Origin of the sequence: Limosilactobacillus sp. DJ3M12, from assembly GCF_947381695.1 — a bacterium.
GTDB lineage: Bacteria > Bacillota > Bacilli > Lactobacillales > Lactobacillaceae > Limosilactobacillus > Limosilactobacillus kinnaridis.
Window position 1 is genome coordinate 16,890 of record NZ_CANCWY010000001.1, and the last position, 25,391, is coordinate 42,280.

Here is a 25,391-nt window from a genome sequence, read left to right on the forward strand (position 1 = left end):
AGGAATACTGCTATGGATAACGAAACGTTCGCTAACGACAACCAATTTGCGGAAGCGCAAATCAAAGTAATTGGTGTTGGTGGAGCTGGCGGTAATGCCGTCAACCGAATGATCACTGAAAAAGTACAAGGTGTTGACTTTATTGTTGCTAACACCGACCTACAAGCATTAAATAATTCTCAAGCAACAACTAAGATCCGCTTAGGACCTAAATTGACAAAGGGATTAGGTGCCGGTTCAAATCCAGAAGTAGGTGAAAAAGCTGCCCAAGAAAGTGAAGAACAAATTAAAAAAGCTCTTGAAGGCGCAGATATGGTCTTCATTACAGCCGGAATGGGTGGTGGAACTGGTACTGGAGCAGCCCCAGTTGTAGCTAAGCTTGCTAAGGATAGTGGAGCATTAACTGTTGGTGTTGTGACTCGTCCGTTCTCATTTGAAGGACCTCGTCGAGCACGCTATGCTGCAGAAGGACTTGAAAAGTTAAAGTCAAATGTTGATACTTTAATTATCGTTGCTAATAACCGTTTATTAGAGATGATTGATAAGAAGACGCCAATGATGGAAGCATTTAAAGAAGCCGATAATGTTCTTCGTCAAGGTGTACAAGGTATTTCAGACTTAATTGTTACCCCAGGTTACATCAACCTTGACTTTGCTGATATTAAGACATTGATGTCTAATCAAGGTTCTGCCTTAATGGGGGTTGGTGCTTCTACTGGTGAAAACCGTGCTACTGAAGCAACTAAGAAGGCTATTTCTTCTCCATTACTTGAAGTGTCAATTGATGGGGCTCAACATGTCTTGATGGATATTACTGGTGGTAAAGACTTATCAATGTTTGAAGCTCAAGAAGCATCAGATGTGATTAAACAAGCTGCTGGAACTAATGTTGATATTTCATTTGGTATGTCCTTAAATGAATCAATGGGCGATGAAGTTCGCGTTACTGTAATTGCCACTGGAATTGATAAGAAAAAGAAAATTCAACAACAAAAGCCAGCGGAAAAAGAAGCACCACGAGTAACTCGGTCTATTCCACAAGAAGAACAACCAAAGCAACGAGATCCTTTTGATGGTTGGAATGATCCAACAGCCGATACAAGTAACCAATCAAGAAATTCTGATAACGAATTTTCTCACGTTACTAAGCCAGAATTTAACGTATTTAACGATGATGCGGCTAATACGGATGACAATGATGATACTAACTTATCGACTCCACCGTTCTTCAAGAATCGTCGTAAGTAAATAATTTAGCAAAAAGGTGGATTTTTTAATCCGCCTTTTTCTGTTTAGACCTATTAAGGAGGGTAATACAATGGCAGCAAATTTTTTAAAAAGCCTATTTGGTGAAGAAGACATTGATGAACAAGATGGTCTCTATGAAACGAGTGAACAAGTTTCAACGCCAGCAAACACAAGCAACAAAGTAGTTTCAATTAATAGCGGGCGTCTTAATAAAATGAGTCAGATTTCCTTATACGAACCCCGTCTTTATGCAGATGTAAAGCAGATCGCATCCCAATTATTAGAAGGACATGCGGTGATCGTTAATTTCACTCAAATGGATACAAATGTTGCAGCACGGTTAGTAGACTTCTTAAATGGCACCGTTTTTGCAATTGATGGTGAAATGAAACGGATCGGAAAGGAAATTTTCCTCTGCACCCCTAAAAACTATGAAATCTCAGGTAGTTTAACGAGTAATCTAAAAAATGATGGTGATAAATTTTAATCACTAAAAGGAGTTAATATGATCGCATTTTTATTATGGGCTCTTAATCAATTAGTTGATGCTTATATCTTAGTGATAGTTGTGTGGTGCATTATGTCATGGTTTCCAAATGCACGTAATTCACGACTCGGTGATGTTATCAATCGGTTGGTAGAACCTTATATGCATTGGTTTGATTTTATTCCTCCAATCGGGGGGATAAGTTTTGCGCCGATGATCGCTATCCTTGTACTATATTTTGTTCAGGCAGGATTAGCACATATAGCAGCAATCATTTAATTAATACTAAGAGGAAGTAAATTTGAGCGAAGATAATATTAAACAACATTTTCGTCCGGATGAAGCCACCCTTATTGACCAAGCAAATGACTGGGTAGCCACTGCAGAAGGTCAATATCGTCCTGTCCTCACTCCTTTTTTAAATCCACGTGAACGTTTTATTATCCAAACGATTGTTAATCGAAATAACAATGTTAAAATAACAATGTATGGTGGTTGGCAAGGCGCAGAAATGCAACGAGTTTTAATTTATCCGCCTTATTATGAACCCTCTATCGAAGACTTTACTTTACAGGCTTTAGAGATAAACTATCCTGTTAAGTTTTCAGAACTTCACCATCGGCAAATTATGGGAACATTAATCGGTGAAGGGATGGAGCGGAATGCATTTGGTGATATTTTAACTGATGGAGCGCATTGGCAAGTGATCGTAACGAAACCAATGGCAGAGTATTTACGGAAAAACGTTGAGCACGTTGGCCGAATTAAGGTTAAATGGATTCCGATCGCAACAGAAGCAGTGGTAACACCTAAAGAGGAATGGGTACCGATAGTTACAACAGTTTCATCACTACGGTTAGATGTTGTGATAGCTGCAGGCTTTAATTATTCACGAAACCGGGCAAAGCAATTAATAGAGCATGGTCAAGTTCGATTAAACTGGGAAGAGATTGATTGTCCAGATTATCAAATTGTGGTTCATGATTTGATATCTGTGCGTCATGGTGGTCGCCTCAGAATCGATATGACCAATGGGAAAACAAAAAAAGACAAAGAAAGAATTACCATTTCAGTTGTAAATGCGTAATTTGAATGGAGGAATTTACTCATGAGTTTGACGGTTGATCAAATTAACAATAAGCAATTTAATACTAAGATGCGGGGTTATAATCCTAAAGAAGTTCAAGAATTTATTCAGGAAGTTTCACAAACGGTCCAACAATTAATAACTGAAAATAATAATTTACAAGAGCAAGTACGGGCTAACGATAGCAAGATTAAGTACTTTGCTGACTTGAAAGATTCTTTAAATAAGTCAATTTTAGTTGCTCAAGAGGCCGCTGATAAGGTTAAAAATAATGCTAAGCGTGAAGCAGATATTATGATTCGTGAAGCGCAAAAGCAAGCAACCGATATTGTTTCGGAAGCTAATGATAAGTCAAATCAAGTAATTGAAGACGCTGCTAATTCTACTAAGAAGTTAACAAGTGAAACTAATGATCTTCGTAAACAGACTCGGATCTTCCGTCAACGGCTTCAAGTCATGCTTGAATCTCAATTAGAAGTCATTAAGAGTAATGAATGGGACAAGCTTTTGGAAAATGATGACTTGAGTAAATATGACGAAATTGAAAAAATTTTAGGTAGTCGTCTTGACAGCAGTTCACCAACCAGTGTAGAATCAACTGCAACAACTGCTAGTGAAGAACAACCTGTTGAATCAGAACAGCCAGTTGCTTCTGCTGAACAAACAGAAGAAGAGAGTACACCTGTACAACCAACAGCTGTTAACGATGACAAAGGATCAGATGCACCTGAAACTGTTGTTGTCTTCCCTGATAATAACAAGTAAATCACTAGAATCGTATTTTAATAAAATCGTTGAAGAGAATTGGAATAATTATCATAACGTTGAAGCGAGTCAACAATTGGTGAGAGGTTGATAATGTTTAACTATTCCTGATCATCTCGGAGTACCTCATTTGAGTTAGTTAGGATGAGGCGGTTCATTATCGTTATCTAATGACATGAGGAAACTTTAATCTTAAAGTTTTAAATCCGGGTGGTACCGCGAAGAAGCTTCGTCCCAGTAATGGGAGGAAGCTTTTTTATTATTAAAATACAAGAATTAATGAAAGGGGTAGTTACAATGCGTGTTAAAGATACGTTAAACCTTGGCCGTACTAAATTTCCAATGCGCGGAAAGTTACCTGTAACTGAGGCACAACGGGAACAGCTATGGGAAGAAAATAAAGTTTATGAACTACGACAAAAACTAAATGAAGGAAAGCCTACTTTTGTTTTACATGATGGGCCTCCATATGCTAATGGTAATATTCACATTGGCCACGCTATGAACAAGATTTCTAAAGATTTTATTGTGCGCTATAAGTCAATGTCTGGCTACCGGACACCTTATGTTCCTGGTTGGGATACTCACGGATTGCCAATTGAACACCAATTGACTAAGTCCGGTTACGACCGTAAGAAGATGAGCTTAACTGAATTCCGTGATCTTTGTCGGGAATATGCCCTTAAGCAAGTTGATAAGCAACGGACTGACTTTAAGCGGTTAGGTGTAAGTGGTGAATGGGATCATCCATACCTTACCCTTGATAAAGAATTTGAAGCTGCTCAAATTCGGGTATTCGGTGAATTTGCTAAGAAAGGTCTATTATACCAAGCTAAGAAGCCAGTTTACTGGTCATGGTCTTCAGAATCAGCCTTAGCAGAAGCCGAAGTTGAATATCATGATGTTGTTGCTAAAACAGCCTTCTTCGTAGAGCAAATTAAAGATGGCAAAGGCCGTTTAGATAATGATACATATTTAGTTGTATGGACGACAACACCATGGACTGTTCCTGCTTCTGAGGCAGTTGCGGTTAATCCAAAGTTTGATTACTCTGTTGTAAAGCCAGCAAATGATGACCGGAAATTTGTTGTTGCAACAGACCTGCTTGAGAAATTAGCAGAAAAACTTGGGTGGGAAGATTATGAAGTTGTTGATCATTTAATGGGTCAAGAACTTGAAGGGATGACTACTCAACACCCATACCTTGATCGTGATCTTCTTGTTGGTTTAGCAGATTATGTTACTGCTGATGCTGGTACTGGCCTTGTTCACACTGCTCCTGGATATGGGGATGATGATTACAACTTTGGTAAAAAGTATGACTTGCCAATTTTTGCCCCAATCAATGATCAAGGTGTTTTAACTAAGGAAAACGGTGAAGGCTTTGAAGGGGTATTCTACCAAGATGCTGATGATGTATCTCTTCAAAAGCTAGAAGAAAACAATGCTTTACTTCTTCAAGAGCCATTACAACACAGTTACCCATTTGATTGGCGGACAAAGCAACCAATCATCTTTCGGGCAACTGATCAATGGTTTGTATCAATTGAAAAGATGCGTCAAAGTATTTTGGACGCCTTAGAAGACGTTAAGTACCACCCAGAATGGGGAAAGGTTCGTCTTCGCAATATGATCAAAGACCGTGGTGATTGGGTAATTTCTCGTCAACGTGTTTGGGGTGTACCTCTACCAATCTTCTATGCTGAAGATGGCACACCAATCATGGAAGAAGAAACAATCAACCATGTAGCAGAATTATTTGCTAAGTATGGTTCTAATGTTTGGTTTGAACGTGAAGCAAAAGATCTTTTGCCAGAAGGATACACTAATGAACATTCTCCTAATGGTAAGTTCACTAAGGAAACTGACATTATGGACGTATGGTTTGATTCTGGTTCATCACACCAAGGGGTATTAGCTGAACGTGATTATTTAACATACCCAGCGGACCTTTACCTTGAAGGGTCTGACCAATACCGTGGTTGGTTTAACTCTAGTTTGATTACCAGTGTTGTATGTTCAGGACATGCGCCATATAAGGAAATCGTTTCTCAAGGGTTCACACTTGATAAGCGCGGTAACAAGATGAGTAAATCTCAAGGTAACGTTATCGATCCAAATAAGGTTGTTCAACAAATGGGTGCGGAAATTATCCGGTTATGGGTAATGAGTGCTGATACTTCAGCTGATGTTCGTGTATCGATGGGAACATTCCAACAGATTTCTGAAGCATATCGTAAGTTGAGAAATACGTTCCGCTTCTTACTTGCTAATACTAGTGACTTCAATCCTGAAGAAAATACCGTTTCTTATGAGAAGTTACAATCGGTAGACAAGTACATGTTGGTTAAACTTAACCACTTCTTAAAGACAATGCGGGAAGATTTTGATAATTATGATTTCCTTGATGCTTATAAGGCATTGATCAACTTTGTAAACAATGACCTTTCAGCTTTCTACATGAACACTGCCAAAGATGTGCTCTATATTGAGGCTGAAAATTCAGAAGTTCGGCGGTCAATGCAAACCGTCTTCTACGATATCCTTTTGACACTTGTTAAACTTCTTACGCCAATTCTCCCTCATACTACAGAAGAAGTATGGAGCTACATGAATGAACCAGAAGATTTTGTTCAATTAACTGAAATTCCAGATCCACGGACATTCGCTGGCGAAGAAGAGCTATTGAGCAAGTGGGATGACTTTATGGAAGTACGTTCACATGTTCTGAAGAGTCTTGAAGAGGCACGGAATGCTAAGCTAATCGGTAAATCACTTGAAGCTCAAGTTGATCTTTACTTAACCGATGATCAAAAGCAATTACTTGATAGTCTTAATGAAAACATTCAATTATTGCTAGGGGTTTCTGCTCTTCATGTCCATCCAGCTGATGAAGCGCCTGCTGATGCTGACCAATACAACGATGGGGTAGCAGTTAAGGTTACAACTGCTAATGGTGAAACTTGTGCTCGTTGTCGCATGGTTAAGGAAGATGTTGGCAGTGATCCAGCATATCCTGAATTATGTGCTCGCTGTGCTGCGATTGTTCGGGAAAACTTCCCTGAAACAGCAGAAGATGGTTTAGAAGAATAATCTCTAAAAAAACTGGTTTTCGTTATCCAGTAAATGACAATTATTTTTAAGCGGTGTAAAATACCAAGTGACACTTGTTGCTTGGTATTTTATTATGGAGTTGGTAAAAATGCTCAAAGGAAAAGTAAAAAGTTTTGACGAACAAAAAGGATGGGGCTTTATTACAGTTCCTCACGAAGGAGAAATTTTTGTTCATTATAGTGGAATTGAAGGAACGCGTCGTCGTATCCTTCACCCTGATGAAGAGGTCTCATTAGTAATTGTTCAAGGACAAAAGGGACCACAAGCAGCACATGTTCGTGTTTTAAGATAAGGATGGGTTCTAATGGAATTTGAAGAGCGACCAATAAGTAGTAAAACAGTTTTTCACGGCCATTTAATCGATGTTGAAGTACAGCAAGTTATCACCCCACATGGTAATAAAACACAACGAGAAATCGTCCACCATGCACCAGCAATTGCGATTTTGGCTTTGACGGCTGATAATAAAATGATTCTTGAAAAACAGTGGCGCGCACCAATTGCGAAAACAACCCTTGAAATTCCTGCGGGGAAGCTCGACCAACGGGATGCTGATAATGCTCTTCATGCGGCTAAACGTGAATTAAATGAAGAAACAAGGTATGAAGCAACAAGTTTAAAAAAGATTTCTTCATTTTATACTTCTGTTGGTTGTATGGATGAATACATGACTCTTTATTTGGCCACGGGATTAAAACGGGTTAGCAACGAGCTGCCGCAAGATCAAGATGAACAATTGATGTTAAAAGAAGTAACTTTACCACAAGCGCTTGAAATGATTGATCAAGGCGAAATTGAAGATGCTAAGACAATCATGGCAATCTATTACTGGCAAGGAATGAACAACCGTGGATAATAAACAACAAGATGAGCAACAATCACGTATGTCACGTAGTCAATATCGTCAACAGCAACGTCAGACTGAACAACCTAATGAAGCGGCAGAAAATACAACTGATCGACCTTATAGTCGCGAAGCAGTTGCTAGTCAGCGTCATGACGAAACAGTGGCAGAAAAAACAGCGCGCTTGAAGCGTCGCTTAAATATTGCAATCATTGCTTTGATTGTGGCAATTATTATTGTTTACTTAATACTATTTTATGTTGGATAAAAAGGAGAAAAATATGCGATTTGGAATTATTTGTGCAATGCCTGAAGAAATTAAAGAATTAACTGCGAAGTTATCTGATAAACAAGAAAAGGAAATCGGGGGTAAATCCTACCTTTTCGGTAAGATCAGTAATCAAGACGTTGTATTAGTAGAATCTGGAATTGGTAAAGTGGAAGCTGGAATTACTACTGAACATTTAATTACCGATTGTGAGGCAGATGTTGTGATTAATTCTGGATCAGCTGGCGGGATTGGTGAAGGCTTACATGTTGGGGACATTGTAATTTCAACTGAAACGGCCTACCATGATGTCGATGCAACTGCATTTAATTACCGTTATGGTCAACTCCCAGGGAAAGAACCGCGCTTTAAGGCTTCTGATCAATGGGGACAAGCCTTAGAAAAAGCCGGCGAAAAGACTGGTTTAAATGTAAAACGAGGATTAATTGTTTCTGGTGACCAATTTATTGCAAGCTCAGAAGCAATTAAAAAGATTTTGAATAATTTCCCTGATGCACTTTCTAGTGAAATGGAAGGGGCAGCGGTTGGACAAGTTGCCACTGACCACCAAATTCCATATGTGGTAGTTCGGGCAATGTCTGATACAGGTGATGAAGATGCCGGCGTTAGTTTTGACGACTTTATTATTGATGCCGGAAAACGCTCTGCAAATATGCTTCTTCAGCTCTTTGCAGATTTAGATAAGTAAATGGAAGGATGAAAAACTCGTGAGTGAGATTTATTTGGATAATGCAGCAACAACCCCAATGACCCCAGAAGTGATTGCGGAAGTGACTAAACAAATGCAAGAATCATGGGGAAATGCCTCAACTGGTTACTCTTATGGGCGTCATGCCAAACTTGTAATGGAAGATAGTCGTCACGTTCTTGCCCAAAGCATTAATGCTGATGATAATGAGATTATCTTTACCAGTGGGGGGACTGAAAGTGATAATACTGCTATTATCCAAACTGCTTTTAAACGGCAGAATCTTGGTAAGCATATTATTACAACTGCCATTGAGCATGAGGCAGTCTTAAAACCTCTCCATTTTTTAGAAGAACATGGCTTTGAGGTAACCTATTTGCCAGTTGATGAAAATGGTAATATCTCAATTGATGATTTTAAGACCGCTCTTCGTGATGATACGATTTTAGTAACCATTATGATGGAAAACAATGAAGTGGGTAGTCAAATGCCTATCCATGAGATTGGTGAAATTTTGAAAGACCATCAAGCATGGTTCCATACAGATGCAGTTCAAGCATATGGACTGTTGCCAATTGATGTTAAAGCTGATCACATTGATATGCTTTCAACATCAGCCCATAAGATTAATGGGCCAAAGATGATGGGATTTTTATATCGTCGTGATGGCATTAGTTTTCCAAGCTTTATTAAGGGTGGGGACCAAGAAACTAAACGCCGTGCGGGGACTGAAAATGTACCTGGAATTGCCGGTTTTGCTAAAGCGGTAGAATTAAACACGCCGGAGGTAAAAGAAGAACGCCGTGATCGTTATTATGCCTTTAAGCAAAAGATCGTTAATGCGCTTAAGGAAAATAATGTTGATTTTGAAATTAATGGACAAATCAACAAAACCCACGTGCTTAACTTATGGTTTAAGGGAATTTCAACTTATGTTATCCAGACAGACCTAGACCTTGCAGGCATCGCAGTCTCTGGTGGTTCTGCATGTACAGCGGGTAGTATTGAACCTTCTCACGTTTTAACAGCGATGTTTGGCGCTGATAGCCCCCGAATTAGTGAATCAATTCGAATTAGTTTTGGTGGGTTAAATACGGAAGAAGATATTGATCAGTTAATTGCTACGATTGTTAGAACCGTTGAAAACCTAAAGAAAATTAATGGGGACAATTAAAATGGAATTTACAAAAACAGTACAAATTTCTGGTGATAAGGATAAATACACAATTAGCCCAGAGATAAAAAAATATGCTTTACTTGATTTGGGATTTGAACAGACTAACCGGGGAAACTTTGAATATTTAGGAAGTCTTGATACTGATAACCCATTTAAACCGGTTGCCCGTCTTCGGATTTTAATTAACAGTGATTTAGACGGTTTTAAAATGGAGACTCTTTCAGGAAATGGTTTAAGAAAAATTAATATTTTTAATCACCAACGCGCAGCTGAATTTATTCAACAATATCACTATATTTTAGATGAAATGGTTGCCCGGCAAATATTCACTAAATAAAAACTGTGCAGGGATTGAAATACTCTGGTACAATGGTTATCACTGGATGCATGCGACCTTCAATCGTAGATTATTCCAGAATCTATACGAAATGATGGTGATAATTAATGGCTGATAATAGTCATACACGTGTGGTGGTAGGAATGAGTGGAGGAGTCGACTCTTCAGTGACGGCTCTTCTCTTGAAACGTCAAGGATACGATGTTGTTGGTGTCTTCATGAAAAACTGGGATGACACTGATGAAAATGGTGTTTGTACTGCCACTGAAGACTACAAAGATGTAGCAAAAGTTGCTTCTAAGATTGGGATTCCATACTATTCTGTTAACTTTGAGAAGGAATACTGGGATCGGGTTTTCAAGTATTTCATTGCTGAGTACAAGAAAGGTCGTACACCAAATCCTGATATTATTTGTAATAAAGAGATCAAGTTCAAGGCTTTTATTGAATATGCTAACCAATTAGGTGCTGATTACGTTGCTACTGGACACTATGCTGATGTAAAGCGTGATGAGAACGGCCGGATGCACTTGATGCGTGCTAAAGACCAACACAAGGATCAAACTTACTTCTTAAGTCAACTTGATTATAAGCAGTTGGATAAGGTAATGTTTCCATTAGCTGGCTACACTAAGCCAGAAATCAGAAAGATTGCTGAAGAAGCAGGGCTTGCTACTGCTGATAAGAAGGATTCTGTTGGAATTTGCTTTATCGGTGAGGATGGTCATTTTCGTGAATTCTTGAGTCAATATATTCCAGCACAACCAGGGAATATGGAGACCCTTGATGGTAAGGTCGTTGGTCAGCATATGGGCTTAATGTATTACACCATTGGTCAGCGTCGTGGGCTTGGCCTTGGTGGTAATAAGGAAAGTAATGAGCCATGGTTTGTAATCGGTAAGGATATGAAGAAGAACGTTCTTTATGTTGGTCAAGGATACGAAAACAGCCATCTTTATGCTACTCATCTTGAAGCGAGTGATATCCACTGGGTTGATGATGTTGTAAGTCGTTATGGGCGTGATTTTCACTGTACAGCCAAGTTCCGCTACCGTCAGACGGATGTTGGCGTTACTGTTTATTTGTCAGAGGATGATCAAATGGTAACGGTTGAATTTGATGATCCTGCACGGGCCATCACTCCAGGTCAAGCAGTTGTCTTTTACGATGGAGAGGAATGCCTTGGGAGCGCGATTATTGATCGTGCTTACAGTCATGACCGGCAGCTTCAATACGTTTGATTCATATTTTTAGACCTTAAAGAAGGCAGAGGTAATTTCGCTTTTGCCTTCTTAAATATACATAAAGTAATAACTCTGTGATAAACAATTGCCGCAAACTCTGGTAAGATAGTAAATAAAAGGGGTAACGACAGAGATGACAAAAGTTTATTTAATCCGGCACGGAAAAACGCAATGGAATTTAGAATCCCGTTATCAAGGTGCCAATGGCGATTCACCGTTATTAAAGGATAGTTATCGTGAAATTGAATTATTAGCAAGTTCTTTACAAAGGATTCCGTTTGAACACGCTTATACTAGTCCTTTAAAGCGTGCGCGCGTAACAGCTCAGGCATTATTGAACCATTTGAATCCAGAAATCCCATTAACAATTGATAGCCGGTTAAAAGAATTTAATTTAGGCAAAATGGAGGGAATGCATTTTGAAGATGTTGCGGCAAAATGGCCTGAAGTCTTAAAAAACTTTCGTCATCATCCTGATAAATATGATGAATCATTAGTAGAAGGAGAAAGTTTTCTAGAAGTAATCGCTCGTTTCCGTGCAGCAATTGAAGAGTATTGTCGCCAGTATCCTAATGGTAATATTCTCGTGATTTCACATGGAGCTGCCTTGAATGCTGCCATTAATGCATTGATTGGAACACCGCTTGCTCACTTGAAAGATCGTGGTGGACTAAGCAATACATCAACGACGATTCTTATTACTAATGATGGTCGTCATTTTGAACTTGAAAAGTGGAATGATACATCTTACCTTCACAAGAGCAAGGTTGATCCGACTGATACGATTTAAGAGGTGATATTAATGACAGAGAAAAAAGGTTTTCGTGATCCTAAGAAAAAGGAAACAGAAAAATTAGTTCATAAACTAGTTGAAGCAATTGATGAGCACCCAGATAAAGTAAACAATTATTATGATTTAGGTTCTTTGCTAACCCGGTTAAATGACTATCAACAAGCAGAAGAACTCTTTATGAAGGCTTTGGGGATCTTTGAGGCAAAGGGTGACAAGGATGCTATGAACCTCTTAAACTATGGTCTTGGTAACCTTTACTATGAGATTGGCAAAGTTAATGAAGCAATTAAGCTTTACAATAAGATTGATGATCCCAAACTCAAAGCTGATTCTTATCTTATGTTAGCCCAAAGCTATATGAAAAAGGGACAATACAAGCAAGCCGTTGCTTATGGATTAACTGCCCTTGAATTACGTCCAGACGATCCTGAAATTAATCAGGTAATTGGTGATTCATTATTAGCATTAGGTGAATTTAAACAGGCTAAGGCTTATTATGATGCAATTCTAAAGTATCATCCGGGCCGTGCTGATACGCAATTTAACCGCGGAATTGTAGCGATGGTTCTTGGTGAGCCATACAAAGACTACCTTGCGCAAGCTAAGCAGTTAGATCCTAACTACTACCATAAGAGTGAGCAACGACTTAATGATATTGAAAAAGCGCTTCAGGCAACGCAAAAGAAAAATTAGCAACATGAAAGGATGACTTCTATGGCTGAAGAAATCGACCTATTTAAGACGCCAACGGAGCCGTCTTTTTTTATTGGTCAGGTACAATCTGAGATTTTTACTAGTCCAGATTCGTTTTTTAAAGTTTTAATTGTCTCGGTTGAAGAAGCAAATTTTGATTGGCACGAGCCGGAAATTACTGTAACCGGAAGTTTTGGTGATCTTAGTGATGATCAGACTTACCGCTTTGAGGGAAAAATTGTTGAGCATCCACGATATGGACAACAATTTCAAGCTACTTCTTATCATGTCAACCGTCCTACAAGCAAGGATGGGTTAGTTGATTTCTTGTCTGGAAAACAATTTACCGGAATTGGAAAAAAGACGGCTGAAAAAATTGTCGACAAGTTAGGAACAGATGCGATTAATAAAATTATTGCTGACCCGCATGTTTTAGATAAATTAAAACTCCGCAAAGCAGTTAAGGATTCATTGGTTGATAATTTACGGGCAAACCAGGGGATGGACGAGATTATTATCGGCCTAAATGATCTCGGCTTTGGCGCTAACCTTAGTAGTGCAATTTTTGACAAGTACGGGGAAGAAACTCTACATATTATTAATGAAAACCCCTATCAACTCGCCGCTGAAATAGATGGAATTAGTTTTAATCGTGCTGATCAGGTGGCACAAAAATTAGGAATTGCCACGGATGATTCACGCCGGATTGATGCAGCAATTATCCAGACACTTGATGACTTGACAATGGAAACTGGTGATACATTTACTACAACAAAACCTCTTCTGCAGCAAACTATCCAGTTGCTTGCCCAAGGAAGTGGTGGCCGTGTTTCTACAGATTTAATTGCCAACCAAATTGTTGAGTTAGAGAAAAATCAAGAAATTAGTTACGCGGATGAAAAAATTTATCCAACTGCCCTTTATAACGCGGAATGGCAAATTGCTGATCACTTACATCGTCTTCTTACCGTTGACCAGGAAAAATTACCAGCAACGACTATTGAAAAAACAGTTACGGAAGTTGCTGATCAATCGGGGATAAACTATGACCAAGTTCAAAAAGAGGCTATTAAAACAGCCTTAAACAGCAAAGTCATGCTTCTTACGGGAGGCCCAGGAACGGGAAAAACAACAATTATTAAGGGAATTGTAGCTAGCTATGCGAAAATTCATAATCTCTCATTGGATGTAAATGAATATAAGGAAAAGTCTTTTCCTGTTTTGCTAGCTGCTCCTACAGGCCGAGCTGCTAAACGAATGAGTGAAGCTACAGATTTGCCAGCAAGTACAATCCATCGCTTGCTAGGACTTAACGGTCGGGAAATGCCAACTGATATGAATGCCCGCGATTTAGAAGGCTCGTTATTGATTATTGATGAAATGTCGATGGTCGATACCCTCTTGTTTAAGACTCTTATTCAAGCCGTCCCTACTTCTATGCATGTGGTTTTGGTAGGTGATAAAGACCAATTACCATCTGTTGGTCCCGGGCAAATTTTCCATGATCTTCTTGACTTTGCAGAACTGCCCAAAGTTGAACTAACCAATATTCACCGCCAGGCTGCTGATTCAACAATTATCCCATTAGCTCATGCTATCAAAGAGGGTAAGTTACCATCAGATCTAACGAATAAAATGCCAGATCGATCATTTATCTCATGCCATGCTAACCAAGTGCCAAGTGTGGTTCAACAAATTATTGACCTTTCTAAAAAACGAGATTATTCCGCAAATGATATTCAAATCTTGGCACCAATGTACCGCGGACAGGCGGGAATCGACCGTTTGAATGAACTTGCACAACAGGCATATAATCCTCCAGCTAATGGAAAGCAAGAAGTCGATTTTAGGGGACTAACTTTTCGTGTTGGAGATAAGGTTCTGCAACTCGTTAATGTTCCAGAAAAGAACATTTTTAATGGTGATATTGGAAAAATCACAGCAATTGAAAGCGGTAGGACAGTCGGTAAGAAAAATGAATCAATTACTGTCGATTTTGATGGTAATGAAGTGAGCTATAGCCGCATGGAATGGAATCAATTACGGTTAGCTTATTGTATTTCGATCCATAAAGCACAGGGAAGTCAGTTTAAGATGGTTCTTTTGCCGATTGTTCAGCAGTTTAGCCGGATGCTTCAACGAAATCTTTTATATACGGCGATTACCCGTGCCGCAGAAAAGTTAGTCTTGATCGGTGAGCCGTATGCGGTTGTGACTAGTGTAAAAAATGAAGCAGTTAACCGGAAAACTTCTTTGGTCGATCGTCTTGATAAGGTTTGGAGTAAGCATGGTGAACTAAAATCAAAATTGGATCATCAAACGGATTCGTTAACCAAAGAACTTTCTAGTCCGCAACCTGTTCAAAAAGAAAATGAACAGTTAATAAATAATGATGCTCAGCAATATATCCTAACAGCTGATCTCATTAATTCAGAGACAATTGATCCATTAATCGGAATGGAAAATATTAGCTTACAAAGTTTGCATCAAGCCAAATAATACTTGCTTGAATAGTAATTTGTTGTCATAATAGTTATGATTATTGTCGAACTTTAAAGGAGTATAAAAATGACCCAGATAAAAAATGCCGATAATGTGCGTTTATTTTCACTAAATTCAAATCCAAAACTAGCTGAACAAATTGCTCAACGCGTGGGGATTCCGTTGAGTAAAGCTTCCATTAGTCATTTTGCTGATGGGGAAATTAAAATTACAATTGACGAAAGTATTCGTGGCTGTGAGGTCTACGTCATCCAGTCAGTTTCTGATCCAGTTAACACTAACTTGATGGAACTATTAATTATGGTTGATGCTCTACGGCGGGCAAGTGCGGCCAAGATTAACGTAGTAATGCCATACTATGGCTATGCACGTCAAGATCGAAAAGCACGAAGCCGTGAACCAATTACAGCTAAATTGATCGCCAACCTTCTTGAAATGGATCAAATTAGTCGACTAGTAACGATTGACCTTCATGCTCCTCAAGTTCAAGGTTTCTTTGATATTCCTGTTGATCATCTTCAAGCAACCAGTCTTTTTACTAAATATATTGAGGAACAAAACTTGGGTGATGATATTGTAGTAGTTGCCCCTGATCATGCTGGCGTTAATTTAGCGCGGAAATATGCTGAACGAATTAAAGCTTCCATTGCGATTATTGATAACCGTAACAATGAAGTTCGGGAACGGACTGAACAAGAAGTACCGGAATATGTAATCGGGGATGTAAAAGGAAAGACTGCGATTATTGTTGATGATATTGTAGATACAGGAGTACGGATGAACTTATCTGCACAAGCATTAAAGAACTTTGGTGCCGCTAAAGTTTACGGAATTGCTACGCATGCAGTATTATCAGCTGATGCGGTAAATACGTTACAAAATTCTCCTCTTGAAAAAATGATTGTAACAGATACAATCCACCTACCAAAAGAGAAAGAATTCCCTAAGTTGGTTCAATTATCAGTGGACGATTTATTAAAAGAAGCAATTGTTCGTATCCACAATAACCAATCAATTGATACATTGTTTAATCGTAAATAAATTAAAAATCGATGAAAATTCAGAGTTGAAACTGAATTTTCATCGATTTTTATCTTTTAAATTTTTTTAGTTTTCAAATTTTAAGGAAGGTAGTGAATTAACAAAAGCCAAATATGCTTTGTTTTCATCCGTTTCAACGCTACTGCTTTGAAGCTCATCAAGATTTTCTTGGTGAATTGTTGACTCCTCTACAGTAATAATATGAGTAAACGTAGCATTACCGATTAGTTCGACCCAGTAGTTGTAGTCATCACGGTGAAGAATTGTCTTAACCATGCCACCAGGATTATAAACACTAATTGGTTCATTAAATGATGCTGCGTCTGGATGAGTGAGGGCTAAAGTGAGACTAGTGGCAGACATACCTGTCCCACAAGCATTTGTAAAGCCGACTCCTCGTTCAAACGTTTTTACAAAGAGTTTGTTATGACCAAGAATATGGCCAAAATTAACATTTACCCCGTCACTGAAGTAAAGATTATCACTATTTAACCGTGTACCTAATTCTTCAAGTGCTGGGCCATTTAGCTCTTCCATACTAACAAAACTAATTAAGTGGGGGTTAGGAACAGCAAGGGCTGAAAAACGGAGGTTAGGATATAACTCAGGGACGAGGGTGTCTAACAGGCGCTCATGGCCAAGATTATCAAATGGCAAAGCAGTGCGGTCAAACTTTACTGGTGAAATTTCAACCGCAAAAGCAGGAACTCCAGGTGCAAGGTCTTCATGCTGACGAACACGAAGACTAGCATTCATTGTATCAACTTTAAAATCGGTTAAATTATCACGTTCTGCTACATAACGAGCAACCGTTCTCAAACCATTACCGCACATTGAGGCTTCGCTGCCATCTGCGTTAATTACCCGCATTTGTGCTACCGATCCTGGTCTAGTTGGATGGTTAACAACTAAAACGCCATCAGCACCACCGAGAACGCCATTTTGTGTATCAGTTACTTTTCGGGTAAATGAAACTAGTTCTTTATCGGTAAGGGGAGTAGTCAATTGTGTTTGGTCAAGAATAAAAAAGGCATTTTGTGATCCGTGTACTTTTAATAATTGCACCATAAATAGTTCCTCCTAATTTGCGAAAAAGCGATGGTAAATAGCTCGAACGGCATCATCCGCGTCTTCGTTGTATGTTCCGATCATAATTGCAATTCGTGAAGCTCCTTGATTAATCATGGGAACCGCAATGTGTTTTTCGGCTAGAGGCATTAATATATCATCAATTACCCCCGTGCGATTACGCATACCTTCACCAACAACCATGGTAATTGCATAATTATCAATCCATTCTAAACGGTCAGGATTAATCTCCTCTTGAATTTCATTGCAGATGGTATCGATTAATTGGTCATTAATTGCATTCCGATCAAGGATAATTGTTATATCATCGATTCCGGAAGGCATATGTTCGTATGAGACGTTGTGCTTTGCGAGAATTTCAAGGATCCGAAGAGTAAAACCTGCTTGCTTGTTAAGAAGATATTTGTGCAGGTAGAGGGCTGCAAAGTGTTTTCCACTCACGACCCCCGTTATAATATCGCTTGGTTGAAAATCTTTATCAGGGACAATCATTGTTCCCGGCTTTTCAGGATCATTAGTATTACGAACATTAATTGGAATATTTCCTTGAATAGCAGGAATCAATGCTTCATCGTGAAAGACGGAGAAACCAGCATAAGATAGTTCTCGCATTTCCCGGTAAGTCATGGTTGTAATTGGTTGCGGATGGTCGACAATTTGTGGATTGGCTGAGTAAATAGCATCGACATCGGTGAAATTTTCATAAGTTGAAGCGTGAAGACCGCGCGCGAGAATTGCACCGGTGATATCAGAACCACCACGGGAAAAAGTAGCAATGTGTCCAGCAAGAGTTAGGCCATAGAAACCAGGGAATACTAATAATTCGTTCTCATTAAACGTAAAATGACTCAAGTTTGCATATGTTTCTGGAATAACGTTAGCATTATTGGGTGTTCCAGTAACGATAATACCAGCTTCACTTGGTGTCACAAAACGTGCTTCATAGCCTAAATGCTGCAAAAGGATAGCCATTAGTTGAGCGTTTAAGCGTTCACCATGAGCTTTGAAAGCGGCCAAGAGATAGTTATCATTTGGATACGTATGGTTAGGAAGACCTTCCAGTCGTTCAACTAGCGGAATTAATTTATCTGCTGGTAAGCCAAAATAAGCGGCAATCTCTTGATATCGATTTAAAATTTGTTCAACGATTTCTTGGGGATTTTGGCCTGCAATTACTGCTTGGGCATATTTAATCAGTAAGTCAGTAACTTTAATATCATCGGCAAAACGTTTACCCGGCGCAGAAGTGACAATTACCCGGCGTTGGGGGTCAGAGGTAATAATATTAATTGCATTTTGAAAGGCTTCTCCATTAGCCAGAGAACTTCCACCAAATTTTACAACTTTCATACTTAAATACTCCTTTGAGAAAATTAGGGTTGTTAATTTATCTCTAAAATAATTTAATCGAATTCTAACACATTAAGGAAGACATGCAAACCTTTAAGTTGTATAAGGTAAGTAAAATAAACTTTCTTACATCTAATGGATTAAAAAAACTTTTTAAATTTAATTATTTGTATTGACATTCTCATAAAAGACTTATAAGCTATGTATAAATCGAAGAGGCGCAACCGACACTAGTAAACTAATTTAGTCCGCCAAGACATTGAGGTTAGTTGAACAGGGAAGTTGCCGAAGCGCTTAGTTTGGCACATTAAGTAGCTGGGTCGTAGTTGAATAAGCTACGGACTGTCGCAGGACAATAAGAGCTTGCGTTGCGCTATCGACAAATCAGAATGGATAAGTGAATTCCACTGTTTGTTTGCGCAGACAGTGGATTTTTTATAGCCTCTTTACTACAAATCTCATGGAGGAATTACAAATGAACGAACAGATTACTGATCAACAATTAAATGCCGCTGGTCATCTAACGATTGGGGGATGTGATGCGGTTGACTTAGCTCATCAGTTTGGTACCCCGTTAGTTGTTTATGATGTTCAACAGATTCGCCAACAGATTCGAGCATTTAAGCGGGTTTTTGAAGAAAATAATGTTGATTATGCGGTTAGCTATGCTAGTAAAGCTTTTTCAGCAATCGCAATGTATCAAGTAGTTGCTGCAGAAGGTGCGCATGTTGATGTTGTTTCTGGTGGTGAATTATATACGGCAATCAAAGCCGGCTTTCCAATGGCTGATGTTAGTTTTCACGGAAACAATAAATCACGGGAAGAATTGGAAATGGCAATTGACCATCATGTGGGAACAATCATGATTGATAACTTCCATGAGATTGAATTGCTAGCAGACGTTTTGGAGAAGCTTGATGCACATGTTGATGTAATGTTGCGAATTACTCCTGGAATTTCTGCTCATACAAATAAGTACATTCAAACTGGTCAGGTTGACAGTAAGTTTGGGTTTGACCTTCAATCAGGACAGGCAGATGAGGCGTTAGCAAAAGTCCTCGAGAATCCCCGGATGCAAATGAAAGGGTTGCATGCCCATATTGGTTCACAGATTTTTGAGCTTGCGGGATTTGAAGGGGTAGCTAAGAAGTTGGTTGAAGTTGCTGCCCACTGGCAAGAAAAATTTAACTATCAAGCTGCTGTGATCAATGTTGGGGGCGGTTTTGGAATTCGTTATGTAAAAGATGATACACCACTTGCTCCAGAAGAATTTGTGGCAGCAATTATTAAGGTAATTAAAGCTGAAATTAAAGAAACAAATCTTGCTATGCCAGCGATCTGGATAGAACCCGGACGTTCAATCGCGGGGCCCGCTGGTTATAATCTTTATACTGTTGGATCACGTAAAGATGTACCAGGGTTGAAGCCATATGTAACAGTTGATGGGGGGATGGGTGATAACATTCGTCCAGCACTTTATGAAGCACAATATGAAACGGTCTTAGCAAATAATCCTCGTGCAGAGTTGGTTGAACATGTTCGGGTAGCAGGAAAGTATTGCGAGTCTGGTGATATCCTCAGTCAGAATCAGGTATTACCGGCTACAAAACCAGGAGATGTCTTAGCGATGCTTGATACTGGTGCTTATGGTTATTCAATGGCTTCAAATTATAATCGGAATCCTCGTCCAGCAGTTGTCTTTGCAGAAAAAGGCACAGCTCAGGTTGTAATTAAACGAGAAACCTATGATGATTTAATTCATTTGGATGAACCATACCAACAATAATTTGACATATATACAACAATAATTTGACATATATAAAGGAAGAAAGAGGTAAATAATTATGGCTGAATTAGATGCACAAACAATCATTAACTACATTAGTAACGCACCCAAGAAGACACCGGTAAAGGTCTATCTTAAAGGAAATTTGGGTGATTTAGAATTTCCCACAGAAGTAGAAACATTTCTTGAACAGCGTACGGGTGTTATTTTCGGTGATTGGACAGTTATTGAACCGTTATTAAAGGAATACAGTTCAGCAATTGAATCTTACCATGTGGAAAACGATGCGCGTAATTCAGCAGTCCCTTTGCTTGATTTGAAGGATATTAATGCCCGCATTGAGCCAGGAGCAATTATTCGCGATAAAGTGCTTATTGGTGACAATGCTGTCATTATGATGGGCGCAACAATTAATATTGGTGCTGAAATTGGTGCCGATTCGATGATTGATATGGGGGCAGTTCTTGGTGGCCGTGCAATTGTTGGTCGCCACTGTCATATTGGTGCTGGTACTGTATTAGCTGGAGTGGTTGAACCGGCTTCAGCTGAACCAGTCCGCATTGATGACAATGTAATGATTGGCGCCAATGCGGTGGTAATTGAAGGGGTTCATGTAGGAGAAGGAGCGGTCATTGCTGCTGGCGCCGTGGTTACTCATGATGTTGCTCCTCATACGATGGTTGCGGGAGTTCCTGCTAAGTTTATTAAGAATGTTGATGACCAAACTGCTGGTAAGACTGAATTAGAGGACGATTTACGGAAGCTTTAGGAGGATGAAGATGTTAACAGAAGAAGAATTAATTCAAATTCGTCGTCATCTCCACCAAATTCCGGAACTAGCTCTCCATGAATTTGACACCCACCAATACTTAGTGGAGACGGTTGCTAGTTTTAACCAAGCATTTTTAGAAGTTCGTACTTTTAAGGAATTGCCAACTGCTCTCATGGTGTTAGTTCATGGTCAGAATCCACAACGAACAATTGGATATCGAACAGACATTGATGCTTTACCAGTTGAGGAACAAACAGGCTTGCCATATTCATCAACTCATCCGGGAATAATGCACGCCTGTGGTCATGATATTCATATGACGGTTGCATTAGGTGTATTGAATTATTTTAGTGAACACCAGCCGCAAGATAATATCCTGTTTTTCTTTCAACCGGCCGAAGAAAGCGAAAATGGTGGAAAGCGGGCATATGAACTGGGCTTGTTTAGCGGAAAGTGGAAACCAGATGAGTTTTACGGTTTGCATGATAATCCTGATTTGCCAGCAGGAGCAATTGGTTGTCGGATGGGGACCTTGTTTGCGGGAACCACGGAAGTTAATATTGACCTCAATGGTAAGGGCGGTCACGCGGCGTATCCTCAAAATGCTAATGATACGGTCGTTGCGGCAGCCTCATTAATTCTTCAAGTGCAGACTGTGATTTCGCGGAGTATCGATCCTATTCAAAGTGGTGTAATTACTTTAGGAAAGATTGACGGCGGGACGATTCGAAATGTTATCGCTGGACATACACGGATTGAAGGAACGATTCGGGGACTAACGCAGACGATGATTGAAACTATTGATGATCGCTTGAAGGACGTATGTGAAGGAATCGGGCGTAGTTTTAACATGGATGTTTCCCTTGAATTAAATCAGGGTGGCTATTGGCCAGTAGAAAATAATCCAGAATTAACAAAACGGTTTATCCATTATATGGAAGAAACACCAACTGTAAACTTTATCGAAACAGAACCAGCAATGACTGGGGAAGACTTTGGCTACTTACTGGCTAAATTTCCGGGAACCATGTTTTGGCTTGGGGTTGAAGATGATTCACAATTACATTCGGCCACCCTTACCCCCAATGAAAAAGCAATTAAACGTGGAGTAGATGCGATTACTGGTTTTCTTGAATATCGGATGCAAAATTAATAGGGAACAAATAATGGAGGAAATAATATGACATTATTACAAAATGCAGACTTAATGACGGCAATTGTAACCCCTTTTGATGATGAGGGAAATATTGACTATGGTCGTTTAGAATATTTGACAAATTACTTAATTGAACATGGGAGTAATGGTTTTGTTATCGGGGGGACTACTGGGGAAACTCCAGAACTCACTCATGATGAAAAAATTGAGCTATACCAACATTTCGGTGAAATTGTAAACGGACGGGTTCCGGTTATTGCTGGAACTGGTAGCAATAATACTAAGGAAACGATTGCCTTTACTAATGAGGTTGCGCAAATTAACGGTATCGATTATGCCCTTGTTGTTGTTCCTCCTTATAACAAACCTAACCAACGGGGAATGGTTGCTCATTTCACAGCAGTTGCGGATAATGTTGACCTCCCAATCATCATTTACAACATTCCTGGTCGTACAGGGGTAAAGATGGCTCAGGAAACCGTAGTAGAATTGTCGCACCATCAAAATATCGCCGCTGTAAAACAATGTACATCTTTGGAAGAACTTGAATACATTGTTGAACACCGCGACCCTGATTTTGCAGTTTTCACGGGTGAAGATGCACAGGCGCTAACTGCCCGGGTTTTAGGAGCAAATGGGGTTATCTCGGTTGCTTCCCATACCTATGTCGATCAAATGCGCCAAATGTATGACTCACTATACCGAGGCGATTATCAAACTGCTGGTAAGTTGCAACGGTGGTTAACTCCCCGGATGGCCGCTTTGTTTATGTTCCCATCACCATCACCAGTTAAAGCTGTTTTGAATGCGCAAGGTTTTAACGTTGGTAGTTGTCGCTTACCAATTCTTCCATTAAATGAAGAAGAAAAACGCGAATTAGAGACTGCCTTATCATTACCTACTAATTCGTTGACTGCCAAGAACTTACCTTTAAATTTGGGGGAATAAAGCATGAAAAAAGTTTTAATTGCTGGTGCGACTGGAGCAATGGGACAAAAGGCTGTTGATCTAGTGAACTCACTCGCTGGGTTTGAAATTACTGCTGCGCTTGCACCAACCTTAACAAAAGAGAATATGGCTGATTTTCACCTTGCATCATCTGTTCATCCTTATCAAACTTTGGATGAAATTGAAGATGGCGTTGCTGATATTTGGATTGATTTCACCTTGCCAAGTGCTGTTTATCAGAATGTTAAGTTTGCGCTTGAACACGGAATGAGGCCGATTGTTGGAACAACCGGCTTAACCGATGAACAACAAGCAGACCTGGTGCGCCTCAGTGAAGAAAAACAAGTGGGTGGATTGATCGCTGCTAATTTTGGGATGTCGGCAGTTCTTCTTATGAAATTTGCTCAGGAAGCAGCTAAATATTTCCCGGACGTTGAAATTATTGAAATGCATCATGGTGATAAAAAAGATGCCCCATCAGGAACGGCTTTGAGTACCGCAAAGTTGATCGATCAAGTCCGTCCTGCACATGAGACGAATCCTGATGAGACAGAGAGCTTAACCGGTGCGCGGGGTGGCGACTACCATGGAATTAAGATTCATGCTGTTCGACTTCCGGGGTACATTGCTCACGAACAAGTTCTCTTTGGTGGGGATGGCGAGGCCCTAACTATCCGCCAAGACTCATTTGACCGTCAATCCTTTATGAATGGGGTTAAGGTTGCTCTGGAGAAAGTTGATGGATTATCAAAATTGGTAATTGGCTTAGAAAATATTTTATAAGAGGGTGAAAAAATGCCAAGACTCCATGCTGAATTAGCAACAACCGTAAATAGTCATCTGGCAGCTGTTCCGCCAGCACAGATTCGCGCATTTGATGAAGAAATTTCTGCCGTTCCTGGACTAGTAAAATTAACGCTTGGGGAACCGGACTTTGCTGTGCCAGATCATGTTAAGAAGGCAGCAATTGAAAGTATTCAAAATGATGATTCTCACTATTCGTCGAGTAAGGGTAAGATTGAATTACGCAAAGCGATTAGTAAATATCTTGAGCAGAGTCGTCACGTTTACTATGACCCTGAAACCGAAATTGTAGTAACGATTGGGGCAACAGAAGCGGTAACCGCGACAACTTTTGCAATGTTAAATCCGGGAGATAAAGTAATTATTCCCACTCCAGCATTTTCGCTATATTTCCCGAGTGTTTCTCTAACTGGTGCTGAACCGATCAAAGTTAACACTGCTGAAGATGGCTTTTTGTTATCCGCTGAAAGACTAGAAGAGGTATTAGCAAAAGAGGGTCCGGCAGTAAAGGCTGTTCTCTTAAATTATCCTAATAATCCAACTGGCCGTTCGTACACTGAAGAAGAGTTAAAAGCATTGGCTAAAGTAATTGAAGATCATCATATCTATGCGATTGTTGATGAGATTTATAGTTCATTGATGTACGATCAACCCTTCCATTCACTTGCGACACTTTTGCCCGAGCAGACAATTCTGATTAGTGGTTTATCAAAATCACATGCAATGACGGGTTATCGTTTAGGATATGTGGCTGGCCCAGGAGAATTTATTTCAACGATGTCAAAGATGCATTCATTTATGGTAACGTGCCCAAATGATACTGCTCAAGCGGCCGCGATTGAAGCGTTAGAAAACGGGAATGATGATCCGCAAGAATTTAAGCGGGCCTATCGTCAACGGAGAGATAAACTTGCGAGTGCAATGAGAAAGATGGGCTTTGAAATTGCGTTGCCAGATGGCGCATTTTATATTTTTGCTAAAATCCCTGCGCAATTTGGGAAGGATGATCTCGCTTTTGCTCGTAAACTAGCCCACGAAGCTAAAGTTGGCGTAATTCCTGGAAATGCATTTGGTCCTGGTGGAGAAGGATACATTCGCTTATCATATGCAGCGGCAGATTCTGTTATTGATACGGCGATTGAACGGTTACAAAATTTTATGAATAATTTAGGATAGG

Annotated in this window: 25 protein-coding genes, 1 riboswitch and 1 other annotated feature; of the genes, 23 read left to right on the forward strand and 2 right to left on the reverse strand. The window is 39.6% G+C overall.

The window, feature by feature from the left end; genetic code table 11:
- The first annotated feature begins 12 nt into the window (after window positions 1-12).
- From ftsZ to QOS06_RS00165, 17 genes are all read left to right on the forward strand, one after another.
- Window positions 13-1,248, forward strand: a complete 1,236-nt coding sequence (ftsZ, locus tag QOS06_RS00085; RefSeq protein WP_085678128.1) for a cell division protein FtsZ — start codon at window positions 13-15, stop codon at window positions 1,246-1,248.
- A 70-nt stretch (window positions 1,249-1,318) separates the two neighbouring features.
- Window positions 1,319-1,735 carry a cell division protein SepF gene (locus QOS06_RS00090; RefSeq protein WP_085678131.1) on the forward strand — a complete coding sequence of 139 codons (417 nt, stop codon included), beginning with the start codon at window positions 1,319-1,321 and terminating at the stop codon, window positions 1,733-1,735.
- A gap of 18 nt (window positions 1,736-1,753) precedes the next feature.
- Window positions 1,754-2,014 (forward strand): YggT family protein, encoded by a 261-nt coding sequence (locus QOS06_RS00095; protein ID WP_003674426.1) that lies wholly within the window; start codon window positions 1,754-1,756, stop codon window positions 2,012-2,014.
- 22 nt (window positions 2,015-2,036) lie between these two features.
- A complete protein-coding gene (locus QOS06_RS00100) occupies window positions 2,037-2,822 on the forward strand; it encodes a YlmH family RNA-binding protein (RefSeq protein ID WP_099979777.1) in 786 nt (261 codons plus the stop codon).
- 21 nt (window positions 2,823-2,843) lie between these two features.
- Complete coding sequence (locus QOS06_RS00105) at window positions 2,844-3,587, forward strand: DivIVA domain-containing protein (protein ID WP_102817050.1); 744 nt, start codon at window positions 2,844-2,846, stop codon at window positions 3,585-3,587.
- A gap of 20 nt (window positions 3,588-3,607) precedes the next feature.
- Window positions 3,608-3,827: a binding site (T-box leader), on the forward strand.
- A 57-nt stretch (window positions 3,828-3,884) separates the two neighbouring features.
- Window positions 3,885-6,680 (forward strand): isoleucine--tRNA ligase, encoded by a 2,796-nt coding sequence (ileS, locus tag QOS06_RS00110; RefSeq protein ID WP_283595265.1) that lies wholly within the window; start codon window positions 3,885-3,887, stop codon window positions 6,678-6,680.
- 109 nt (window positions 6,681-6,789) lie between these two features.
- Entirely contained in the window at window positions 6,790-6,993 is a 204-nt protein-coding gene (locus tag QOS06_RS00115; protein ID WP_003666775.1) for a cold-shock protein, read from the forward strand.
- 12 nt (window positions 6,994-7,005) lie between these two features.
- Window positions 7,006-7,557 carry an NUDIX hydrolase gene (locus QOS06_RS00120; RefSeq protein WP_003666776.1) on the forward strand — a complete coding sequence of 184 codons (552 nt, stop codon included), beginning with the start codon at window positions 7,006-7,008 and terminating at the stop codon, window positions 7,555-7,557.
- A complete protein-coding gene (locus tag QOS06_RS00125; RefSeq protein WP_003671784.1) occupies window positions 7,550-7,813 on the forward strand; it encodes a hypothetical protein in 264 nt (87 codons plus the stop codon). The genes QOS06_RS00120 and QOS06_RS00125 overlap by 8 nt, the downstream gene beginning before the upstream one ends.
- A 13-nt stretch (window positions 7,814-7,826) precedes the next feature.
- Window positions 7,827-8,522: a 5'-methylthioadenosine/adenosylhomocysteine nucleosidase gene (locus QOS06_RS00130; protein ID WP_085678140.1), complete on the forward strand. Its 696-nt coding sequence runs from the start codon at window positions 7,827-7,829 to the stop codon at window positions 8,520-8,522.
- A 19-nt stretch (window positions 8,523-8,541) separates the two neighbouring features.
- Window positions 8,542-9,696, forward strand: a complete 1,155-nt coding sequence (locus QOS06_RS00135) for a cysteine desulfurase family protein (RefSeq protein WP_085678143.1) — start codon at window positions 8,542-8,544, stop codon at window positions 9,694-9,696.
- A gap of 1 nt (window position 9,697) precedes the next feature.
- Window positions 9,698-10,036: a DUF1831 domain-containing protein gene (locus QOS06_RS00140; protein WP_011953428.1), complete on the forward strand. Its 339-nt coding sequence runs from the start codon at window positions 9,698-9,700 to the stop codon at window positions 10,034-10,036.
- A 107-nt stretch (window positions 10,037-10,143) separates the two neighbouring features.
- A complete protein-coding gene (mnmA, locus tag QOS06_RS00145) occupies window positions 10,144-11,277 on the forward strand; it encodes a tRNA 2-thiouridine(34) synthase MnmA (RefSeq protein WP_085678155.1) in 1,134 nt (377 codons plus the stop codon).
- 136 nt (window positions 11,278-11,413) lie between these two features.
- Entirely contained in the window at window positions 11,414-12,070 is a 657-nt protein-coding gene (locus tag QOS06_RS00150; RefSeq protein WP_003671776.1) for a histidine phosphatase family protein, read from the forward strand.
- A gap of 12 nt (window positions 12,071-12,082) precedes the next feature.
- Window positions 12,083-12,766, forward strand: a complete 684-nt coding sequence (locus QOS06_RS00155) for a tetratricopeptide repeat protein (RefSeq protein ID WP_078009594.1) — start codon at window positions 12,083-12,085, stop codon at window positions 12,764-12,766.
- A 21-nt stretch (window positions 12,767-12,787) separates the two neighbouring features.
- Window positions 12,788-15,265, forward strand: coding sequence for an SF1B family DNA helicase RecD2 (gene recD2 / locus QOS06_RS00160; protein WP_085678158.1), 2,478 nt, complete (start codon window positions 12,788-12,790; stop codon window positions 15,263-15,265).
- A 69-nt stretch (window positions 15,266-15,334) separates the two neighbouring features.
- Complete coding sequence (locus tag QOS06_RS00165; protein ID WP_085678161.1) at window positions 15,335-16,309, forward strand: ribose-phosphate diphosphokinase; 975 nt, start codon at window positions 15,335-15,337, stop codon at window positions 16,307-16,309.
- 66 nt (window positions 16,310-16,375) lie between these two features.
- Here the strand turns inward: QOS06_RS00165 and dapF are convergent, their stop codons facing one another.
- Window positions 16,376-17,377: a diaminopimelate epimerase gene (dapF, locus tag QOS06_RS00170; protein ID WP_085678164.1), complete on the reverse strand. Its 1,002-nt coding sequence runs from the start codon at window positions 17,375-17,377 to the stop codon at window positions 16,376-16,378.
- 12 nt (window positions 17,378-17,389) lie between these two features.
- Window positions 17,390-18,748: an aspartate kinase gene (locus QOS06_RS00175; protein WP_003671765.1), complete on the reverse strand. Its 1,359-nt coding sequence runs from the start codon at window positions 18,746-18,748 to the stop codon at window positions 17,390-17,392.
- A gap of 205 nt (window positions 18,749-18,953) precedes the next feature.
- A riboswitch (Lysine riboswitch) is annotated at window positions 18,954-19,133 on the forward strand.
- Between the two features lie 90 nt (window positions 19,134-19,223).
- On the opposite strand from QOS06_RS00175, the gene lysA reads away from it, so the two are divergent.
- Genes lysA through QOS06_RS00205 form a run of 6 tightly spaced genes read left to right on the forward strand, consistent with a single transcriptional unit; the run spans window position 19,224 to window position 25,390 of the window.
- Window positions 19,224-20,534 carry a diaminopimelate decarboxylase gene (lysA, locus tag QOS06_RS00180; RefSeq protein WP_078009590.1) on the forward strand — a complete coding sequence of 437 codons (1,311 nt, stop codon included), beginning with the start codon at window positions 19,224-19,226 and terminating at the stop codon, window positions 20,532-20,534.
- Window positions 20,535-20,592: 58 nt separating this feature from the next.
- Window positions 20,593-21,303 (forward strand): 2,3,4,5-tetrahydropyridine-2,6-dicarboxylate N-acetyltransferase, encoded by a 711-nt coding sequence (dapD, locus tag QOS06_RS00185; protein WP_085678170.1) that lies wholly within the window; start codon window positions 20,593-20,595, stop codon window positions 21,301-21,303.
- Window positions 21,304-21,307: 4 nt separating this feature from the next.
- Window positions 21,308-22,459 carry an N-acetyldiaminopimelate deacetylase gene (locus QOS06_RS00190; protein WP_003671760.1) on the forward strand — a complete coding sequence of 384 codons (1,152 nt, stop codon included), beginning with the start codon at window positions 21,308-21,310 and terminating at the stop codon, window positions 22,457-22,459.
- 27 nt (window positions 22,460-22,486) lie between these two features.
- A complete protein-coding gene (gene dapA / locus QOS06_RS00195) occupies window positions 22,487-23,410 on the forward strand; it encodes a 4-hydroxy-tetrahydrodipicolinate synthase (RefSeq protein ID WP_085678173.1) in 924 nt (307 codons plus the stop codon).
- Between the two features lie 3 nt (window positions 23,411-23,413).
- Window positions 23,414-24,193, forward strand: a complete 780-nt coding sequence (gene dapB / locus QOS06_RS00200) for a 4-hydroxy-tetrahydrodipicolinate reductase (RefSeq protein ID WP_078009586.1) — start codon at window positions 23,414-23,416, stop codon at window positions 24,191-24,193.
- Window positions 24,194-24,205: 12 nt separating this feature from the next.
- Window positions 24,206-25,390, forward strand: a complete 1,185-nt coding sequence (locus tag QOS06_RS00205; protein WP_003671755.1) for an aminotransferase class I/II-fold pyridoxal phosphate-dependent enzyme — start codon at window positions 24,206-24,208, stop codon at window positions 25,388-25,390.
- The last annotated feature ends 1 nt before the right edge of the window (window position 25,391 follow it).

What these genes read in the sequence shown, in the direction of transcription:
- mnmA (WP_085678155.1), top strand. Translation starts at nt 10,144, where the DNA reads ATGGCTGATAATAGTCATACACGTGTGGTGGTAGGAATGAGTGGAGGA.
- QOS06_RS00150 (WP_003671776.1), top strand. Translation starts at nt 11,414, where the DNA reads ATGACAAAAGTTTATTTAATCCGGCACGGAAAAACGCAATGGAATTTA.
- dapB (WP_078009586.1), top strand. Translation starts at nt 23,414, where the DNA reads ATGAAAAAAGTTTTAATTGCTGGTGCGACTGGAGCAATGGGACAAAAG.
- QOS06_RS00105 (WP_102817050.1), top strand. Translation starts at nt 2,844, where the DNA reads ATGAGTTTGACGGTTGATCAAATTAACAATAAGCAATTTAATACTAAG.
- QOS06_RS00155 (WP_078009594.1), top strand. Translation starts at nt 12,083, where the DNA reads ATGACAGAGAAAAAAGGTTTTCGTGATCCTAAGAAAAAGGAAACAGAA.
- dapF (WP_085678164.1), bottom strand. Translation starts at nt 17,377, where the DNA reads ATGGTGCAATTATTAAAAGTACACGGATCACAAAATGCCTTTTTTATT.
- QOS06_RS00205 (WP_003671755.1), top strand. Translation starts at nt 24,206, where the DNA reads ATGCCAAGACTCCATGCTGAATTAGCAACAACCGTAAATAGTCATCTG.
- QOS06_RS00175 (WP_003671765.1), bottom strand. Translation starts at nt 18,748, where the DNA reads ATGAAAGTTGTAAAATTTGGTGGAAGTTCTCTGGCTAATGGAGAAGCC.
- lysA (WP_078009590.1), top strand. Translation starts at nt 19,224, where the DNA reads ATGAACGAACAGATTACTGATCAACAATTAAATGCCGCTGGTCATCTA.
- recD2 (WP_085678158.1), top strand. Translation starts at nt 12,788, where the DNA reads ATGGCTGAAGAAATCGACCTATTTAAGACGCCAACGGAGCCGTCTTTT.
- QOS06_RS00165 (WP_085678161.1), top strand. Translation starts at nt 15,335, where the DNA reads ATGACCCAGATAAAAAATGCCGATAATGTGCGTTTATTTTCACTAAAT.
- dapD (WP_085678170.1), top strand. Translation starts at nt 20,593, where the DNA reads ATGGCTGAATTAGATGCACAAACAATCATTAACTACATTAGTAACGCA.
- ftsZ (WP_085678128.1), top strand. Translation starts at nt 13, where the DNA reads ATGGATAACGAAACGTTCGCTAACGACAACCAATTTGCGGAAGCGCAA.
- QOS06_RS00115 (WP_003666775.1), top strand. Translation starts at nt 6,790, where the DNA reads ATGCTCAAAGGAAAAGTAAAAAGTTTTGACGAACAAAAAGGATGGGGC.
- ileS (WP_283595265.1), top strand. Translation starts at nt 3,885, where the DNA reads ATGCGTGTTAAAGATACGTTAAACCTTGGCCGTACTAAATTTCCAATG.
- QOS06_RS00190 (WP_003671760.1), top strand. Translation starts at nt 21,308, where the DNA reads ATGAAGATGTTAACAGAAGAAGAATTAATTCAAATTCGTCGTCATCTC.
- QOS06_RS00130 (WP_085678140.1), top strand. Translation starts at nt 7,827, where the DNA reads ATGCGATTTGGAATTATTTGTGCAATGCCTGAAGAAATTAAAGAATTA.
- QOS06_RS00140 (WP_011953428.1), top strand. Translation starts at nt 9,698, where the DNA reads ATGGAATTTACAAAAACAGTACAAATTTCTGGTGATAAGGATAAATAC.
- QOS06_RS00090 (WP_085678131.1), top strand. Translation starts at nt 1,319, where the DNA reads ATGGCAGCAAATTTTTTAAAAAGCCTATTTGGTGAAGAAGACATTGAT.
- dapA (WP_085678173.1), top strand. Translation starts at nt 22,487, where the DNA reads ATGACATTATTACAAAATGCAGACTTAATGACGGCAATTGTAACCCCT.
- QOS06_RS00120 (WP_003666776.1), top strand. Translation starts at nt 7,006, where the DNA reads ATGGAATTTGAAGAGCGACCAATAAGTAGTAAAACAGTTTTTCACGGC.
- QOS06_RS00095 (WP_003674426.1), top strand. Translation starts at nt 1,754, where the DNA reads ATGATCGCATTTTTATTATGGGCTCTTAATCAATTAGTTGATGCTTAT.